Raw genomic sequence first — 16,977 nt, forward strand, 5'->3', positions numbered from 1 at the left:
GCGGTGGGGCGGTGTCCTTCCGGATGCCGCCCCACCCCGTCCTGGAGTTGACCATGTCTGTTGCCACTCGCTCGGGCCGCGTGAAGCTGCCACCCGAGCAGCCGTCCATTCCTCAGCGCAAGGGGGGAACCGGCGCGTACTGGATGTACCTGCTGCCCGGCTTCGCGCTGTTGATCGTGATCGTGATCGTCCCGCTCATCTGGAACGTCTACCTCACCTTCACGAAGTGGAAGGGCGTGCGCACGCCCGAGTTCATCGGGTTGGAGAACTGGCAGAAGCTCCTCACGGACGACGACTTCTGGACCTCATTCACCAACTCGGTCTGGATGGTCATCGCGATGGTGGTCGTCCCCACGATCGTGGGGCTCATCGTCGCGGCGCTGCTGTTCGACGTCGTGGGTCGCAAGTTCGGCGGCAAGGTCGGCAGCTTCTTGCGGGCCACGTACTACCTGCCGCAGATCCTCCCGGTCGCCATTGCCGGCATCGTCGTGGGCTGGATCGTCCGCCCGGGCGCGGACGGCGCTCTCAACCAGATCCTCGGATTCTTCGGCATCCCACCGGTCGACTGGCTCGGGCAGATGCCGTCCGCCCTCATCGTGCTCATGGTCGTGCTGATCTGGGTGCAGCTGGGCTACCCGATCGTGGTCTTCATGGCCGCCCTGCAGCGCGTCGACCCGGAGCTGTACGAGGCCGCGGAGCTCGACGGAGCCAACTGGTTCCAGCGGTTCTCGGCCATCACGATGAGCATCATCCGCCCGGAGATCTTCGTCGTCACCCTGACCTGCACGATCGCCGCGCTCAAGGTCTTCGGACCCGTCTATGTCATCACCCGCGGCGGTCCCGCCGGGGCGACCCTCGTGCCGGCGTACTACGCGTACACGGAGTTCTTCACCAAGCGCAACGTCGGCTACGGCGCGACGATCGCGACGGTGCTCACGATCGTCGTCGTGATCGTCTCGATCGTGTTCATCCGGGTGCAGAACTCGATCGAGCTCAAGGAAAGGGCGGGACTGTGATGGCCGTCGGAACCGTTCTGACCACCACCCCGGCCACGTCGGCCAAGACTCCGCGGCCGTCGCGCGGGCGCGGCGGGATGACGAAGAAGCGCAGCATCGACTGGCTGCTGCTGGCCCTCGTGATCGTGGGCGCGCTCGCGGTGATCGCGCCGTTCTATCTCGTGCTCGTGAACTCGTTCAAGTCGCCGATCGACTACGCGACCTCCGGTCCGCTCGCGCTGCCGGAGTCGCTGGACTTCTCGGGAATCGTGAAGTTCTGGGAGCGGGTGAACTTCCCCGAGAAGGTCTGGAACTCGATCTTCATCTCGGGCGTCGTCGCCGTGCTCGCCGTCCTGATCTCGATGCTGAACGCGTTCGCGATCGGCATCGGCCGGGTCAAGGGCCGCTCGTGGATCGTGCTGCTCTTCCTCCTGGCGAACCTGCTGCCGCAGGAAGCCCTGCTGTACCCGCTGTACTACATGTTCAAAGAGGTGGGTCTCTACGACAACGTGTGGTCGGTGATCATCGTCTTCACCGTGATCCAGGCGGCCTTCGGCACCTACCTGCTCTCCAGCGTCTACGGCACGTTCCCGAAGGAGATCCTGGAGGCGGCCTCGCTCGACGGCGCCGGCCGCTGGCAGATCCTCTGGCGGGTCGTCTTCCCGATCAGCCGCCCGACCCTGTCGGTGCTGCTCATCTTCTTCTTCATCTGGACGTGGAACGAGTTCCTCATCCCGCTCACGTTCCTCGCCTCCAACGCCAACCAGACCGTGCCCGTCGCGATCAGCGTGCTGCAGGGCGACCGGCTCATGGACGTCACGACGACGAGCGCGTCGGCCCTTCTGGGCATCATCCCCACGCTCATCTTCTTCCTCATCTTCCAGCGCACCCTCACCAGGGGCATCACCTCAGGAGCAGTCAAGTAATGAAGTTCACCGACGGGTTCTGGCAGCTGCGACCCGGCGTCACCGCGCTGTACGCCCAGGAGGCGTACGACATCGATCGGCAGGATGCCGCGCTCGTGGTCACGGCACCGACCAAGGTGATCGCGTCGCGCGGCGACGTGCTCAACCGGCCGACCCTCACCGTCACGCTGTCCTCGCCGCTGGAGGGGATCGTGCGGGTGCGGATCGCGCATCACACGGGCGGCGCGTGGCACGGCGGCTTCGATCTGCCCGGCGCGGTCGACGGCGGCGTCGGCTCGGCATCCGTGACCGAGGACGGCGGCGTGCTGCAGACCGGGCGCCTCACGGCGCGGATCGCCCCCGGTGCGCCGTGGGACCTCTCCTTCGAGATCGACGGGCAGCGCGTCACCGGCAGCGGCGGGCGGTCGCAGGGGTACATCTCGCTGGATGCCGACGCCCAGGTCGACCGCGGAATCGTGGGCAACGCGCGCACGGGTGCCGTCGCACCGGTCGAGCGTGTGTTCGTGCATGAGCAGCTGGATCTCGGCGTGGGTGAGCTCATCTACGGGCTGGGGGAGCGCTTCGGACCGCTCGTGAAGAACGGGCAGACCGTCGAGGTGTGGAATGCCGACGGCGGCACCTCGAGCGAGCAGGCGTACAAGAACGTGCCGTTCCACCTCTCCAGCCGCGGCTACGGCGTGCTGGTGAACGATCCGGGTCACGTCTCGTACGAGATCGGGTCGGAGGCGGTCGAGCGCGTGCAGTTCTCGGTGCCCGGCGAAGTGCTCGAATACTTCGTGATCGCGGGCCCGACGCCCAAGGACGTCCTCGAGCGCTACACCGCGCTGACCGGTCGCCCCCCGATCGTGCCCGCGTGGTCGTACGGACTGTGGCTGTCGACGTCCTTCACGACCGACTACGACGAAGCGACCGTCACGTCGTTCGTGGACGAGATGGCCCGGCGCGAGCTGCCGGTGTCGGTCTTCCACTTCGACTGCTTCTGGATGCGCGAGTTCAACTGGTGCGACTTCGAGTGGGATCCGCGGGTCTTCCCGGACCCCGACGGCATGCTCGCCCGCCTGCACGAGAAGGATCTGCGCGTGTGCGTGTGGATCAACCCGTACATCGCGCAGCGATCGCCGCTGTTCGCCGAGGCGGCGGCATCCGGCTATCTCGTGAAGCGCCCCGACGGCTCCGTGTGGCAGTGGGATCTCTGGCAGGCCGGCATGGGCCTGGTCGACTTCACGAACCCGGATGCGACCGCCTGGTACCAGGGCAAGCTCCGCGCGCTGATCGACCAGGGCGTGGACTGCTTCAAGACCGACTTCGGCGAGCGGATCCCGCTCGAGGTGGACTACTTCGACGGATCCGACGCGTCGCGCATGCACAACCTCTACACACAGCTCTACAACAAGGCGGTCCACGACGTGCTCGTCGACGCCAAGGGCGAGGGCGAGGCCGTCCTGTTCGCCCGCTCGGCGACGGCCGGCGGCCAGAGCATGCCGGTGCACTGGGGAGGCGATTCGACCTCGACGTTCGCCTCGATGGCCGAGACGCTCCGCGGCGGGCTCTCCCTGGCCCTCAGCGGATTCGCGTACTGGAGCCACGACATCGGGGGCTTCGAGGGCACTCCGGATGCCGACGTCTTCAAGCGGTGGACGGCGTTCGGGCTGCTGGGCTCGCACAGTCGGTTCCACGGCTCGGGCTCGTACCGCGTGCCGTGGGCGTTCGACGAGGAGGCCGTCGAGGTCACGCGCGTCTTCACCCATCTGAAGATGCAGCTCATGCCCTACCTCTACGCGGCCTCCCTGGAGGCGGCATCCCTCGGCACCCCGCTCCTGCGGCCGATGGTGCTCGAGTTCCCGGACGACCCGGCCGTCGGCTACCTCGACCGGCAGTACATGCTCGGCGCGGACATCCTCGTCGCGCCGGTCTTCAGCGCGACGGGGGACGTGGACTTCTACCTCCCCGACGGCACCTGGACGCATCTGCTGACCGGCGAACAGGTCACCGGCGGGCGGTGGCGGCGCGAGCGGCACGACTTCCTCTCGCTCCCGCTGTACGTCCGGCCCGGTGCCGTGATCCCGTGGGGAGCCCGCACCGACCGTCCCGACTACGACTACCTGGAGGGGCTGCGCCTCCGGGTGTTCGCGGGCGGGAAGGGCACGGCCGAGGTCGTCGTGACGGCGCCGGACGGCCGTGCGGAGACCTTCCGCGTGAACCGGTCGGAGGTGACCGACTGAGATCTGCGCTCCCGGGAATCGCACAGCCCGGCTCGGCCATCGCCGAGCCGGGCGGACGTACCCTGTCAGGGTGAGTTCCTCGACAGCGCTGACCTTCACCCGAGAGGCGGACGCCTCGCGCTACACCCTGCACCGCGGTGACGACCTGGTGAGTGTGCTGGACTACCGCGACGACGGTCGCACCGTCGCGATGACCCGCGCGTACACGGTGCCCACGTTCCGGGGTCACGGGTACGCCGGCGAGGTCGTCGACCGCGCGGTGGCCGACCTCGAGAAGCGAGGGGACCGTCAGGTCATCCCGGTGTGCTGGTACGTCGCCGACTGGTTCGCCGCGCACCCCGAACGCGCCGGCATCCTGCAGCAGCGCGCCCGCGCGTAGTCAGCGGGTACCGGGCCATATGCTGGCCGACGTGGACATCGAGACCGTCTTCACCGCGATCGCCCTCGGCTTCGAGGCGATCGGCGCGCTCGCGATGGTCATCGGGTTCGTGATCGCCGTCGTGCTCGGCTGGCGGTCACTGCGCCGGGGAGAGGGCGGTTCGGCGGCGTTCTCGGTCCTGCGCACGACGCTGGGGTCGGCCATCCTCCTCGGGCTCGAAGTGCTCGTGGCAGCCGACCTCATCCGGACGATCACGTCGAAGCCGTCGATGGAGGACGCCCTCATCCTCGGGGTCATCGTGCTGATTCGGACGATCCTGTCGATGTCGATCCAGATCGAGATCGAAGGCACTCTGCCGTGGCGGCGGGCGCTGCTGACCAGCGGCGGGCAGATGATCGGCGAAGCCGTCTCGCGCGACCGAGCCGCCTCCGCCGCGTCGCGTCCGGCGTAGACCTCGGCGCGATCCGCCGTCAAGCCCTAGGGGTGAGCGGGCGCGGTGCGCGAGTGTGGGGGAGTCGATTGGAGACACCATGAGCACGGACGCCTCATCCACGGGCCTGCCGCCGAACACCCCGAACGGAACGGACGCCACCGCCGATACGGGGGATGATGTCGAGAGCGATCAGCCCGGCCAGAACGCCGACCCCGACCTGATCACCGATGATGACCTGAAGAAGGGTGAAGACCAATGAGCGACGCACAGAGTGGCGCCTCCGCAGTGGACTCCGTCGGCGGGGCGGTCCACGATTCCGACGACAAGCGCGCGCAGGTCGACGGGAACGGGCAGCCCGTGCAGAACGAGCCCGTGCTCGAGCAGAACGACGCCAGCACCGAGGACAAGCTCCAGGGGATCGCCGCGCAGACCCGCGTCGATCTGGGGGACGAGTCGCACGACCGATATGCGGAGGTCATCCGTCAGCGGCTGTCCGACGCGCAGATCGAGCTCAGCGACGACGAGGTCACCACATGGGCGCGCCGCGCGCACCCGAGCGGTGGCGACGGGGTCTGAGTCAGCCCCGAAGGAACCGTCGGATGGCGGCGGCCGAGGCCGCGGCATCCCGGATCATCGTCTCGTGGCCGTGCCCGGCGATCTCGGTCGCCGAGGAGTCGGGCAGGGCCGCGACGACGAAGCGGCACCATGCCGGCGGGCAGACGCGATCCGACTCGCCGCGGATGACGAGCGTCGGCGCCGCGACGCGCGGGTAGACGGCTTCCGGTCGATGCGCGAGCATCGCGCGGAGCTTGCCGCGCAGATTCGGTCCTGCCCGCAGGTACTCCCGGGCTCCGATCGCAATCACCCGCGGACTCTCGATCGCGATGTCCTGGACGAGCCGGAGGATCTGCTGCCACGCCGTCCGCTCCCGCCGGTTCACCGTGGGCCCGATCAGGACGACGCGGTCGACGAGCTGCGGATGCCGCGCCGCGAGTTCGACGGCGATCTGGCTGCCCATCGAATGCCCCACCACGACGACCGGCGCGCTGCGGCGATCGCGCAGCAAGGCGGCGAGAAGGTCGGCCGTCCGCTCCATCGTCAGGACGCGGACCGGCTCGGGTGCCTCGCCGTACCCGGGCAGGTCGACGGCGATCGTGCCGCCGCCGGCAGCGACGAGATGCTTGGACAGGTCGGCGAAGATCGTGCGGCCCATCCCGATCCCGTGCACCAGCAGGAACGTGCTCTGCGCGTCGGCGGCGCCGCGGGTCTCGGCGACGAGGGTCGCGCCCGCATGGCTGAAGGAGGCGATCGCGCTCACCCGTCGAGGCTAACCGCATCCCGAGCGACCCCCGGAACCGCCCGCAGGACTAGCGTGGACGCGATGTCCGATACCGCCTCGCGCACCGCCGCCCCCACCGGGACGATCACCCTGAGCGCCCCCCAGCGGTGGCGGGCCTTCTGGGTGTGCGTCGCCGTCGCCGCGATCACGATCCTCGACCTGTCGAAGGTGAACGTCGCGCTGCCGTCGATCGAAGAGGCGCTCGGCGCCGGGTCGACCGAGCTGCAGCTCATCGTCTCCGGATACGTGCTCACGTTCGGGCTCGTGCTCGTGCCGATGGGCCGGCTCGGCGATCAGCGGTCCCGGCGCGCGCTGTTCATCGTCGGCCTGTCGCTGTTCACCGTCACGAGCCTGCTGTGCGCGATCGCGGTGAGCCCGGTGATGCTCATGGTCGCCCGGCTGCTGCAGGGCGTGGCGGCCGGCATTCAGATGCCCCAGGTCCTGGGGCTCATCCAGCAGCTCTTCCAGGGCAAAGAGCGCGGACGGGCGTTCGGACTGTTCGGCGCCACGATCGGCATCGCGACGGCGTTCGGGCCGACACTGGGTGGACTCCTCATCCTGGTCGGCGGGGCGACGGACGGCTGGCGCCTCATCTTCTGGATGAACGTGCCGCTCGGGCTCATCGCGATCGGGCTCGCGATCTGGGTGCTGCCGCGCACGCGGTTGAAGACGGGCAAGGCGCTCTCGTTCGACGTGTTCGGCGTCGTGCTCTTCGGCCTCGCCGTGCTCTCGCTGATGTGGCCGTTCCTCTTCACGACCGGGTCGCCGGACGACGACCCGCGTCGGTGGTGGCTCCTGGTCGCGTTCGTGCTCTTCGCCGGCGCGTTCGTCGCGTGGGAGCGCCGCTACGAACGCAACGGCAACCAGCCGCTCATCCGGTTCGCGCTGTTCCGGGTGTCCTCCTTCCGCAACGGCACCCTGCTGATCGCCGCGTACTTCACCGCGCTTCCCGCTCTGTTCCTGCTCACGACCCTCTTCCTGCAGACCGGCGTCGGACTCGAGCCGGTGTACGCGGGCATGGTCTCGATCGGGTTCGCTCTCGCGAGCGCGGTGTTCTCCTGGATCGGCGGCAACCTCGTCGGGAAGTACGGGCGACCGGTGGTCGTCTGGGGCCTTTCGGCGGTGCTCCTGTGCGTGGTCGGGCTCGCCGCCGCGGCGCTGTTCGTCCCCGCGGATGCCGTCGCGTGGGTCATGGCCGGCGTCATGGTGGTCGGCGGCATCGGCGGCGGACTCGTGATCTCGCCCAACCAGACGCTGACCCTCGCCGACATCCCGGTCAAGCAGGGCGGGGTGGCCGGCTCGATCGGACAGCTCGGCCAGCGCATCGGCACCGCCGTCGGCACGGCTGTGGCCCTGTCGCTCTTCTACGCCACGATCTACCGCGAGGCCGGCGGAGACGCACCGGACATCGTCGTCTATCACGACGCCTACGCGTACGGGATGATCGCCGTCGCGATCTTCGTCGCCCTCGCGTTCTCGATCTCGGTCATCGACCTCGGCTCGCGGCGCAAGAAGAAGCAGAAGGTCGGCTGAGCGAAAGCCCGCTCGCCTCGGCGGCGATGTCGGCGGCCCCCCGTAGCGTGTGAGCATGCGGATCCTGCACACCTCCGACTGGCACATCGGGCGGTCCTTCCACGGACACTCCACGCTCGACGCGCTGCGCGGTGTGCTCGAGCGCCTCGCCGATCAGGTGCGCGAGAACGACGTCGACGTCGTCATCGTCGCCGGCGACGTGTTCGACTCCGCCGCGCCCGCGGCCGCGTGCTACTCCCTGCTGACCGACACCCTCGCCGCACTTTCGGCCTCCGGTGCCCAGATCATCGTGACGAGCGGAAACCACGACTCCGCCGCGCGACTCGGCTTCCAGTCCGCATTGCTGCGGGACGGGATCCACGTCGTGACCGATCCGCTCACGGTCGGCATCCCGATCACGATCGCCGACGCGCACGGCCCCGTGCACTTCTACGGCATCCCGTTCCTCGAGCCCGCGCTCGTGCGGCATCTGTGGCCGGATGCCGGGCTGCGTTCGCAGCAAGCCACCATCGTGCACGCGATGGGTCTCGTCCGCGCCGACCTCGAGGCCCGCGGCGGGCGCTCGGTCGCGATCGCACACTGCTTCGCCGCGGGTGTGGAGGCCACCGCCGGTGTCGAGCGCGAGATCCGGCAGGGGAGTCTGGACGTCGTCGCGCTGAGCGCTTTCGACGGGCCCGACTACGTCGCGCTCGGCCACATCCACGGCCGCCAGCAGCTCTCCGACCGGGTGCGGTACGCCGGAGCGCCGCTGCACTACAGCTTCGGCGAGGGCGACAAGCCGCGCGGCTCGTGGCTGGTCGACCTCGACGCCGACGGGCTGTCGAGCGTGACCTGGCTCGACCTGCCCGTGCCGCGGTCCCTCAAGACCCTCCGCGGCACGCTCGATGAGCTCCTGACCGACGAGCGCTTCACCGATTCCGAACAGGCGTGGGTGTGCGCGCAGTACACCGACGCGACGCCCCAGCTCGATCCGATGCGGCGTCTGCAGGCCCGGTATCCCTTCTGCGCCACGGTGATGCACACGCCGGAGGGTCGGCGCGCAAACGACGGCCTGACCTACTCCCGTCGCGTGCGCGCGGCGCGCAGCGATGCCGAACTCGTCGATGCGTTCCTCATCCACGTGCGCGAGGGCGAGGGCGCAAGCGAGCACGAGGCGCGGATCGTCCGCGACGTCATCGACGAGCGCAGTCTCGCCGAGGCGCGCGCATGAGACTCCACCGTCTCGAGATCGAAGGGTTCGGGCCGTTCCGGGAGCGGCAGGTCGTCGACTTCGACGCCTTCGCCGCCGACGGTATCTTCCTGATCGCGGGCCGCACCGGCGCCGGAAAGTCGAGTGTGCTCGACGGCGTGTGCTTCGCGCTCTACGGCGGGGCGCCGCGCTACGAGGGCGCGGACAAGCGCCTGCGCAGCGACCACTGCGCACCGGAGGACCCGACGACGGTCTCGGTCGAGTTCAGCGCCGCCGAGCGGCGGTGGCGGGTGACCCGCTCACCCGAATACGAACGTCCCAAGCTGCGCGGACCGGGGCTCACGACCGAACCCCACCGCGCCCAGCTCGATGAACTCGTCGACGGCGAATGGGTCGGTAAAGCAGCGCGCCCGGTCGATGTGGCCCGCGAGCTCGACGAGATCCTGGGGCTGAGTCAGCAGCAGTTCCTCCAGGTGATCCTCCTGGCACAGGGGCGATTCGCGGAGTTCCTCCTCGCCAAGAACGACGACCGGCAGCGGCTGCTGCGCAAGCTGTTCGGCACGCGCACGTACGAGGATTATCAGAACGCGTTCGAGCAGCGCCGGAAGGACGCCGAGCGCGCGCTGACGGCCGCCGGCGACGGAGTCGGGATGCTCCTCGGCGAGGCGGAGCGCCTCACGCGCGAGACGGCGGGGGACGAGCCCTCGGCCGACGGGACTCCGTCGACCGCCGACCGCTTCGCGGAAGTCGAGCGCGCCGTGCAGCGCGCCGCGTACCGCGCCGAGACGAGTGCGCGCGAGCGCGATGCCGCCGACACCGCGCACGCGGCGGCCGAGGCGCGGCACCGTGCCGCGGCGACCCTGCGCGAGAAGCAGGTGCAGCGCGTCCGCGCGCGGACGGCACTGGCCGCCTTGGAGTCCGCGTCCGGCGCGATCGACCACGACCGTCTGGTCCTCGAGCGCGCGGTCGCCGCCGAGGCACTGCGCACATCGATCGATGCCGCCGCCCGCGCCGAGGCGGCCGCGAGCCGTGCGTCCGCCGCCGAGCAGCTCGCGCTGACGGCCTGGATCGCGGCGGGGGAGCGACCGGATGCCGCCGGGCTCGGCATCCGCATCGCGCAGCTCACCGGCGAGATCGCGATCGCGACGGCCGCCGCGTCGGCGGAGTCCGAACTCGCCGCCGCCGAGAACGCCGTGGTCACCACGCGGGAGACGTGCGCCGAGTTCACGGCGCTCCTCGGCCGGATCGACGAGGCACGGGCAGGGCTCCCCGAACGACTCGCCCGGCTCGACGAGCAGATCCGCCTGCACACCGCCGCCGCGGGTGCGCTCCCCGCGGCGCAGGCGCACCGCGACGAGGTCGCCGAGCGGCTCGCCGCCGCGCGGGAGGCGGAACAGCTCGCGGGCGCGCGGAACGACGCCGACGCCGCGCACGCCGTGGCACTGACCGCGCTCGAGCGCGCCGCAGCGACGGTGAACGCGCTCCTCCGACAGCGCCTCGCGGGCCATGCCGCCGAACTCGCCGCCGCCCTCGTCGACGGAGGACCCTGCGCGGTGTGCGGCGCGCTCGAGCATCCCGCACCGGCGCCGCTGACGGACACCGTGGTGACCGATGACGACGTCGCCGCGGCCGAGGCGCAGAAGGATCACGCGGCGGATGCCGAGCGCTCGGCATCCGGGCGCGCACGGCTCGCACGCGACGCCCACGCCGCTGCCCTCGCCCGAGCGGGCGGCGAGTCGGTGGAGACGCTGGAGACCGCCATGACGGCCGCGGAGGTTGCACTCGTGGCCGCCGCCGACTCCGCCCGGTCACGAGACCGACTGCAGGCCGAGCGCGACGAACTCCACGCGACCGACGAGGCCGCAGCCACCGAGCGCGAGGCACTCGCGGCCGAGCTGGTCGAGGCGCAGACCGCGCTCGCCCGCCACGAAGCGCAGGCTGCGGGCGCACGCGCGACCGTGGATGCCGCCCGCGGCGACTTCGCGTCGGTCTCGGCCCGCATCGCGGAGGCGACTCGGCTTCGGAGCCTCGCGCAGGCGCTCGAGGACGCGCACGCGGAGTCCTCCGTGCGGGCGGCTGCCTCCGCGGATGCCGCCGCCGACCTCGCGGTCCGCATCGAGAGCTCCGGGTTCGTCGATGCGGCGGAGGCCACGTCGGCTCTGCGCGACGCGGGGGAACGCACAGCGCTGGACGCCCGGATCCGCGACCACGACGCGGCGCTGCGCGCCGAACGGGACCGTCTTCGCGAGCTCGAGCTCGACCTGGCGGGCGAACCTGATGATCCGATCGACCTCGAACCGCTCAGCACCGCTCTGGCGGCTGCACGCGACGCGTGGAGCGCCGCGGTGGATGCCGCCGTGCATGCCGCGCAGACGCACGAGCGCCTCCGCGACCTGCACGCACGCGCCGTACAGGCGCACGCGACGATCGCCGACCTCGCCGACGAGTACGACGTCGTGGCCCGGCTCGCGAACACGGTCGCCGGCAAGGCCCCGAACACGCACCGCATGACGCTCGAGTCGTTCGTCCTCGCCGCCGAGCTCGAAGAGATCGTCGAGGCCGCGAATCTGCGTCTGCAGGACATGTCGTCCGCCAGATATCGGTTGCAGCACACCGACGCCCGCGCGGCGCGGGGAGCGGCATCCGGCCTCGGTCTGCAGGTCATGGACGCCCACACGGGTCAGGCGCGTCCCGCGCAGTCGCTCTCCGGCGGTGAGACGTTCCTCGCCTCGCTCGCCCTCGCGCTGGGCCTCGCGGAGGTCGTGACCGCCCGCGCAGGAGGCGTGAAGCTCGACACCCTGTTCATCGACGAGGGCTTCGGTTCGCTCGACGACGACACGCTCGACCTCGCGATGCGCACGCTCGACGAGCTCCGCCAGGGCGGGCGCACGGTCGGCCTCATCAGCCACGTCGCGGCGATGAAGGAGCAGCTCCCCGCTCAGCTCGTGGTGGAGGCCACGGCGCAGGGCCCGAGCGTGATCCGCCAGGACTCGGCGCTTCCGGTCTGACCGGAGCTTCCTCCCGGCACGAGGGCGGAGGAGCAGGGCTCAGGCGCCGTAGGCTGGAGGGGTGAACAAGGGAACAATCTGGACCATCGTCGGCGTCGTCGCAGCCATCGTGATCGCGTGGTTCCTCGTGAACATCCTGTTCTCGGTGCTGGCCTTCGTCTTCAAGCTGCTCGCGGTCGCGGTCGTGGCGCTGATCGTCTTCGTGATCCTGCGCGTGATCTTCTCGCGCCGCGACACCGAGGTCTGAGCCGGCTCAGACGCCGTACTCGTCGCGGATGAACTCGCGCAGCTGAGCGCTGCAGGCGGTCACCGTCGCACGCCAGTCGGTGATCGCGTCGTCCTGCGCACGATCCGAGACCGCCTTGATCACGCGGATCGGGACGCCGAACTGCTCCGCCACCCACGCGTACGCGTACGCCTCCATGTCGACCAGGCCTGCCCCGAGGGGCCGGATCACCGCGACGGCCTCGACGTCGTCGACGAAGTGGTCGCCGGTCGCGATCGTGACGCCTTCGCGTCCGAGCTCGACGCGGGGCGGCAGGGACACGTGCTGGCCCACGATCCCGTCGATGTCGGTCACATCGTGCTGGATCGCGGCATCGATCTCGTACACGTCCGCACTCAGCAGTGTGTCGATCGCACCGGCGGTGCCGACCACGACGATCTCCTCATAGCTGGCGGCATCCAGAGCACGGGTGAGCGCATACGTCGCCTGCAGCTTGCCCGGACCGGTGACGAGCCGGTCGAATCCCGGAAGGTCCTCCGGAAAGGCGACGAGTTCGGCTTCGAGGGCGGCGACCAGGAGTTTCATCCCTCCAGTCTCCCAGGTCGTGCCCGCAAGCTTCGGCGCCATGTTCCTGCGACGGCGCCTGAGGTTTCATAGGGCCATCGCAGATCGGTGTCGCCAACCTGCCGGGGGAACGCGGGGATCAGACGCTGAACAGGTCCGCGGGGACGACCTCGCCGACTCCGGCGTCTCGCAGCACCTGCCGCGCGGCGTACCAGCCGGGCATGCCGGTGACCCCCGGACCGGGGGGAGTGGATGCCGAGCCCAGGTACACGCCGGGCATCGGAGTCCGCCACGGCGCAGGGGAGACCACCGGCCGGCGCACCGCCTGCACGACGGTGAACGCGCCGCCCAGGATGTCGCCGCCGATGTCGGACGGATTGAACGCGACGCGCTCCCCCGCGGTCATCGCGTGAGAGCCCAGGACGCGGTCGCGGAAACCCGGAGCGAAGCGCTCGACCTGCCGGGTCACGAGCTCGGTCGGGTCCAGCGGGGAGTCTGCGGGCACGTGGATGTACGCCCACAGCACAGCCTTGCCGCGCGGCGCCCGCGTCGGGTCGAGGACCGACGGCTGGACGGCGAGCACGTACGGTCGGCCGGACACCGCACCCCGCGCCACGGTGTTCTCCGCGTGCTCGACCTCCGCGCGCGTTCCGCCGAGGTGCACCGTCGGCGATCGCGCGACGTCGGGGTTCTCCCAGGGGATGGGGCCGTCCAGTGCGAAGTCCACTTTCGCGGCGCCGGCGCCGTAGCGGTACCGGCGAATCGCCCGTGCGTAGCCGCCGGGGATCCCGGGGTGGGTGAGCAGCAGCCGCGGCGACGTGTCGAGCACGAGCACGTCGCCGGCGGCCGGGTCGCCCCAGTCGAGGTCTGCGAGCGAGTCCACGCGGTGCTCCGTCACGACCTCGCCGCCGTGCGCGCGCAGGTCGGCGATCAGCGCGTCCGCGATGCGTTGCGCGCCGCCTCGGGGGTAGGCCCACCCGTCGCCGGTGTGGCCGTGTGCGGCGAGGAAGAGCCCCGACGCGGCGGCGCCGAGCGAGGGCAGGCGGGTGTTCGCGTGCGCGAAGACCCCGGACAGCAGGGCCGCTGCCTCCTTCGTCGAGAAGGTCCCGCGGCCGAGCGCCGTGCCGAGCTGGAGGACGCGCAGACCGAATCTCGCGGTGGTGAGCGGATGCCGCGGCACGCGCAGCAGCTGCGAGCCGGTGAAATCCACCACGGCGTCCAGGTGCGAGCTCAGCGGCCGCAACACTGCGCGCCACGCGCGGGCGTCTTGTCCCAATGCTTCGGCGGTCCGGTCGATGTCGCGCCACGCGATCGCCGCCCGTCCGCCGTCGAGCGGTTGGGCGTAGGAGATGTCGGGGGTGACCCAGTCGATCCGGCTGCGCAGCCGGAAGGCGCGGAAGAACGGGGAGCTGAGCGCGGCGGGATGCACCGCGGATCCGATGTCGTGGCGGAAGCCCGGGAGCGTGAGCTCGGCCGTGCGAAGACCGCCACCGGCCTGCGCGGACGCTTCGAGCACGCGCACCGAGTAGCCGGCCCGCGCGAGCGCGACGGCGGCCGTGAGGCCGTTGGGCCCGCTGCCGACGACCGTGGCGCGCTTGCCCATGGATCAGTCGTCCGCGCGGGCGGATTCGGAGAGGGCGGCATCCAATTCGGCGAGCCAGACCGCCGCGTTCCCGTCCGACGGCGCGCGCCAGTCGCCGCGCGGGGAGAGGGATCCTGCCGGCGACACCTTCGGGCCGTTGGGGATCGCCGAGCGCTTGAACTGCGCGAACGCGAAGTAGCGCTGCAGGAAGACCCGGAGCCACTTCGCCACCGTGGGCAGGTCGTAGGCGTACCGGTCCTCGGCGGGGAAGCCCGGCGGCCACGCCCCGGCATCCGCATCGCGCCACGCGCGCTCGGCGAGGAAGGCGATCTTGGACGGCCGCATGCCATAGCGGAGGATGTGGAAGAGCGCGAAGTCGTGCAGCGCGTAGGGGCCGATGCGGTCCTCGGTGGACTGCAGCTTGCCGTCCTGTCCCGCCGGGACGAGTTCGGGGCTGATCTCGGTGTCGAGCACCGACTGCAGGACCCGCTTGGCCTCGGCGCTCAGCCCGGTCGTGTCATCGGCGATCACCCAGCGGATGACGTGCTGGATGAGGGTCTTCGGAACTCCGGTGTTCACGGCGTAGTGGCTCATCTGGTCGCCCACGCCGTACGTCGCCCAGCCGAGCGCGAGCTCGGACAGGTCGGACGTGCCGATCACGAGCCCGCCCCGCTGGTTCGCCAGCCGGAACAGGTAGTCCGTGCGCAGTCCCGCCTGCACGTTCTCGAACGTCACGTCGTGCACGGGCTCGCCGTCGGCGAACGGATGCCCGATCCGGCCGAGCAGCTCGGTGGCGCCATCCCGGATGTCGATCGTCTCGATCGATGCGCCGATCGCCTCGGCGAGGGCGATCGCGTTGGACTTGGTGTGATCCGAGGTCGCGAACCCCGGCATCGTGAAGGCGAGGATGTCGCTGCGGGGGCGCCCCATGCGATCCATCGCCCGGGCGATCACCAGGAGCGCGTGGGTGGAATCGAGGCCGCCGCTCACACCGATCACGGGCTTGGGCCCGCCGATGGCCTGGAGGCGCTGCACGAGACCCGACACCTGGATGTTGAAGGCCTCGTAGCAGTCCAGCGCGAGACGCGCGGGGTCATCCGGCACGAACGGGAAGCGGTCCAGCGCGCGGTGCAGGCCGATGTCGCCGGCCGGCGGGTTGAGTTCGAAGTGCACCGTGCGGAACATCGCGTCGGCGTGCTCGGCGCGCCGGTTGTCGTCGAACGTGCCCTGGCGGAGGCGATCCTGCCGCAGGCGGTCGAGGTCCACGTCGGCGATCGCGCGACGAGGACCGTCGGGGAAACGCTCGGTCTCGGCCAGCAAGGTGCCGCCCTCGTAGATCAGGGTCTGACCGTCCCACGAGACGTCGTTCGTCGATTCGCCCTGCCCGGCAGCGGCGTACGCGTACGCAGCGAGGCACCGCAGCGACTGCGACCGGCAGAGGATCTTGCGGTCCTCGGCGCGGGCGATCGTGATCGGGCTGCCGGAGAGGTTCAGCAGGACGGTGGCCCCCGCCAGCGCCGCGGAGGAGGACGGCGGGATCGGCACCCAGACGTCTTCGCAGACCTCGGCGTGGACGACGAGACCCGGCACGTCGAGGGCTTCGAACAGCAGGTCGGGTCCGAACGGCGCCTGCAGCTCGCCGATCCGGATGTCCTGCCCCGCCTGATCGTCGCCGGGGGCGTACCAGCGGCGCTCGTAGAACTCGCGGTACGTCGGCAGGTACGACTTCGGGGCCACGCCGAGCAGCTCGCCGCGGTGGATCACGACGGCGCAGTTGTAGAGGCGGTTGCGGTGCCGCAGCGGCGCACCCACCACGAGCATCGGCAGAAGATCCTCGGATGCCGCCACGAGCGTCGCGATGGCGTGCTCGGTCGCATCGAGCACGGCATCCTGCATCACGAGGTCGTCGATCGCATACCCGGTCAGGCACAGCTCGGGGAAGACGGCGACGGCGACGGCATCGGCGTCGCACGCGCGTGCGGTCGCGAGCACGGTTTCGGCGTTGCGCGCCGGGTCGGCGATCGCGACGGGGATCGTGCACGCGGCGATGCGGGCGAAGCCGTGGCGGTAGGCACTCTCGAAGTCGAGGCTCATCCGCCCAGTCTGTCAGGAGGGCGGCGCTTCGTCGCGTCAGCCGAGTTTCGCCACGATCGCCGCGATCCGGCGGTCGCGGGTGTCCGCGGTCTTCGCGCCTTCGACATTCGTGACGTGCGCCTTCTGCGCGCTCGGGGCGAGCGCGTCGAACGCCTGCCGCGCTCCTGCGGCATCGAGAGCGGCACCCAGATCCGTGGGCACCTCCACGGTGCGCGGGGTCGTGTCGAGCTCGAGGTCGACCGTGATCGGATCTCCGCCCGTCAACCCCGTGGCGGCGCGCTTGTCGGAGGAGAACGGGATCAGGTGGCGCCCGCCCATGACCGCGAGCGTGCTCGGATAGCGGAAGCCGTTCACGGTCACGAGCACCGCGGCGCGCTTTCCCCCGCCCAGCTCGGAGACGAGGTCGGGCGGGACCTCGATGCCCGTGTTGTTGCCCTGCTGCAGAAGCGTCGTCTCGAACCGCATATCCGGGAGCGTACAACCGACC

At 70.5% G+C, this 16,977-nt stretch carries 16 protein-coding genes; 11 read left to right on the top strand and 5 right to left on the bottom strand.

Annotation, left to right across the window (positions count from 1 at the left end; genetic code table 11):
• The first annotated feature begins 53 nt into the window (after window positions 1–53).
• The 7 genes from AB0P18_RS10990 to AB0P18_RS11020 all read left to right on the top strand — a co-directional run bounded on the left by AB0P18_RS10990 (window position 54) and on the right by AB0P18_RS11020 (window position 5,531).
• A complete protein-coding gene (locus AB0P18_RS10990; protein WP_344055558.1) occupies window positions 54–1,016 on the top strand; it encodes a sugar ABC transporter permease in 963 nt (320 codons plus the stop codon).
• Window positions 1,016–1,921, top strand: a complete 906-nt coding sequence (locus AB0P18_RS10995) for a carbohydrate ABC transporter permease (protein ID WP_344055557.1) — start codon at window positions 1,016–1,018, stop codon at window positions 1,919–1,921. Before AB0P18_RS10990 ends, AB0P18_RS10995 begins: the two co-directional genes overlap by 1 nt.
• Window positions 1,921–4,143, top strand: coding sequence for an alpha-xylosidase (gene yicI / locus AB0P18_RS11000; RefSeq protein ID WP_363360047.1), 2,223 nt, complete (start codon window positions 1,921–1,923; stop codon window positions 4,141–4,143). The genes AB0P18_RS10995 and yicI overlap by 1 nt, the downstream gene beginning before the upstream one ends.
• 70 nt (window positions 4,144–4,213) lie before the next feature.
• The gene (locus AB0P18_RS11005; protein ID WP_363360048.1) at window positions 4,214–4,522 is read left to right on the top strand and encodes a GNAT family N-acetyltransferase; all 309 of its coding nucleotides are present in this window, start codon (window positions 4,214–4,216) and stop codon (window positions 4,520–4,522) included.
• Between the two features lie 31 nt (window positions 4,523–4,553).
• On the top strand, window positions 4,554–4,973 hold the full coding sequence (locus AB0P18_RS11010) for a DUF1622 domain-containing protein (RefSeq protein WP_344055554.1): 420 nt from the start codon (window positions 4,554–4,556) through the stop codon (window positions 4,971–4,973).
• 79 nt (window positions 4,974–5,052) lie between these two features.
• Window positions 5,053–5,214 (top strand): hypothetical protein, encoded by a 162-nt coding sequence (locus tag AB0P18_RS11015; RefSeq protein WP_363360049.1) that lies wholly within the window; start codon window positions 5,053–5,055, stop codon window positions 5,212–5,214.
• Complete coding sequence (locus AB0P18_RS11020) at window positions 5,211–5,531, top strand: hypothetical protein (protein ID WP_363360050.1); 321 nt, start codon at window positions 5,211–5,213, stop codon at window positions 5,529–5,531. Before AB0P18_RS11015 ends, AB0P18_RS11020 begins: the two co-directional genes overlap by 4 nt.
• Before the next feature lies 1 nt (window position 5,532).
• Here the strand turns inward: AB0P18_RS11020 and AB0P18_RS11025 are convergent, their stop codons facing one another.
• Entirely contained in the window at window positions 5,533–6,273 is a 741-nt protein-coding gene (locus tag AB0P18_RS11025) for an alpha/beta hydrolase (RefSeq protein ID WP_363360051.1), read from the bottom strand.
• A gap of 63 nt (window positions 6,274–6,336) precedes the next feature.
• Here AB0P18_RS11025 and AB0P18_RS11030 point away from each other — a divergent pair, with 63 nt between their 5' ends.
• From AB0P18_RS11030 to AB0P18_RS11045, 4 genes are all read left to right on the top strand, one after another.
• On the top strand, window positions 6,337–7,827 hold the full coding sequence (locus AB0P18_RS11030) for an MFS transporter (protein ID WP_363360052.1): 1,491 nt from the start codon (window positions 6,337–6,339) through the stop codon (window positions 7,825–7,827).
• Window positions 7,828–7,882: 55 nt separating this feature from the next.
• Window positions 7,883–9,037, top strand: a complete 1,155-nt coding sequence (locus AB0P18_RS11035) for an exonuclease SbcCD subunit D (RefSeq protein ID WP_363360053.1) — start codon at window positions 7,883–7,885, stop codon at window positions 9,035–9,037.
• Entirely contained in the window at window positions 9,034–12,024 is a 2,991-nt protein-coding gene (locus tag AB0P18_RS11040) for an AAA family ATPase (RefSeq protein ID WP_363360054.1), read from the top strand. Before AB0P18_RS11035 ends, AB0P18_RS11040 begins: the two co-directional genes overlap by 4 nt.
• A gap of 61 nt (window positions 12,025–12,085) precedes the next feature.
• The gene (locus AB0P18_RS11045; protein ID WP_344055547.1) at window positions 12,086–12,271 is read left to right on the top strand and encodes a hypothetical protein; all 186 of its coding nucleotides are present in this window, start codon (window positions 12,086–12,088) and stop codon (window positions 12,269–12,271) included.
• A 6-nt stretch (window positions 12,272–12,277) separates the two neighbouring features.
• Here the strand turns inward: AB0P18_RS11045 and AB0P18_RS11050 are convergent, their stop codons facing one another.
• From AB0P18_RS11050 to AB0P18_RS11065, 4 genes are all read right to left on the bottom strand, one after another.
• Window positions 12,278–12,835, bottom strand: a complete 558-nt coding sequence (locus tag AB0P18_RS11050) for a nucleoside phosphorylase (protein ID WP_363360056.1) — start codon at window positions 12,833–12,835, stop codon at window positions 12,278–12,280.
• Between the two features lie 118 nt (window positions 12,836–12,953).
• Window positions 12,954–14,417, bottom strand: a complete 1,464-nt coding sequence (locus tag AB0P18_RS11055; RefSeq protein WP_363360057.1) for an NAD(P)/FAD-dependent oxidoreductase — start codon at window positions 14,415–14,417, stop codon at window positions 12,954–12,956.
• Between the two features lie 3 nt (window positions 14,418–14,420).
• Complete coding sequence (locus AB0P18_RS11060) at window positions 14,421–16,490, bottom strand: NAD(+) synthase (protein ID WP_363360058.1); 2,070 nt, start codon at window positions 16,488–16,490, stop codon at window positions 14,421–14,423.
• Window positions 16,491–16,526: 36 nt separating this feature from the next.
• Window positions 16,527–16,955, bottom strand: coding sequence for a YdeI/OmpD-associated family protein (locus AB0P18_RS11065; protein ID WP_363360059.1), 429 nt, complete (start codon window positions 16,953–16,955; stop codon window positions 16,527–16,529).
• Window positions 16,956–16,977: the final 22 nt, after the last annotated feature.

The organism is Microbacterium sp. NPDC064584, assembly GCF_040687315.1.
GTDB classification, from domain to species: domain Bacteria; phylum Actinomycetota; class Actinomycetes; order Actinomycetales; family Microbacteriaceae; genus Microbacterium; species Microbacterium lacus.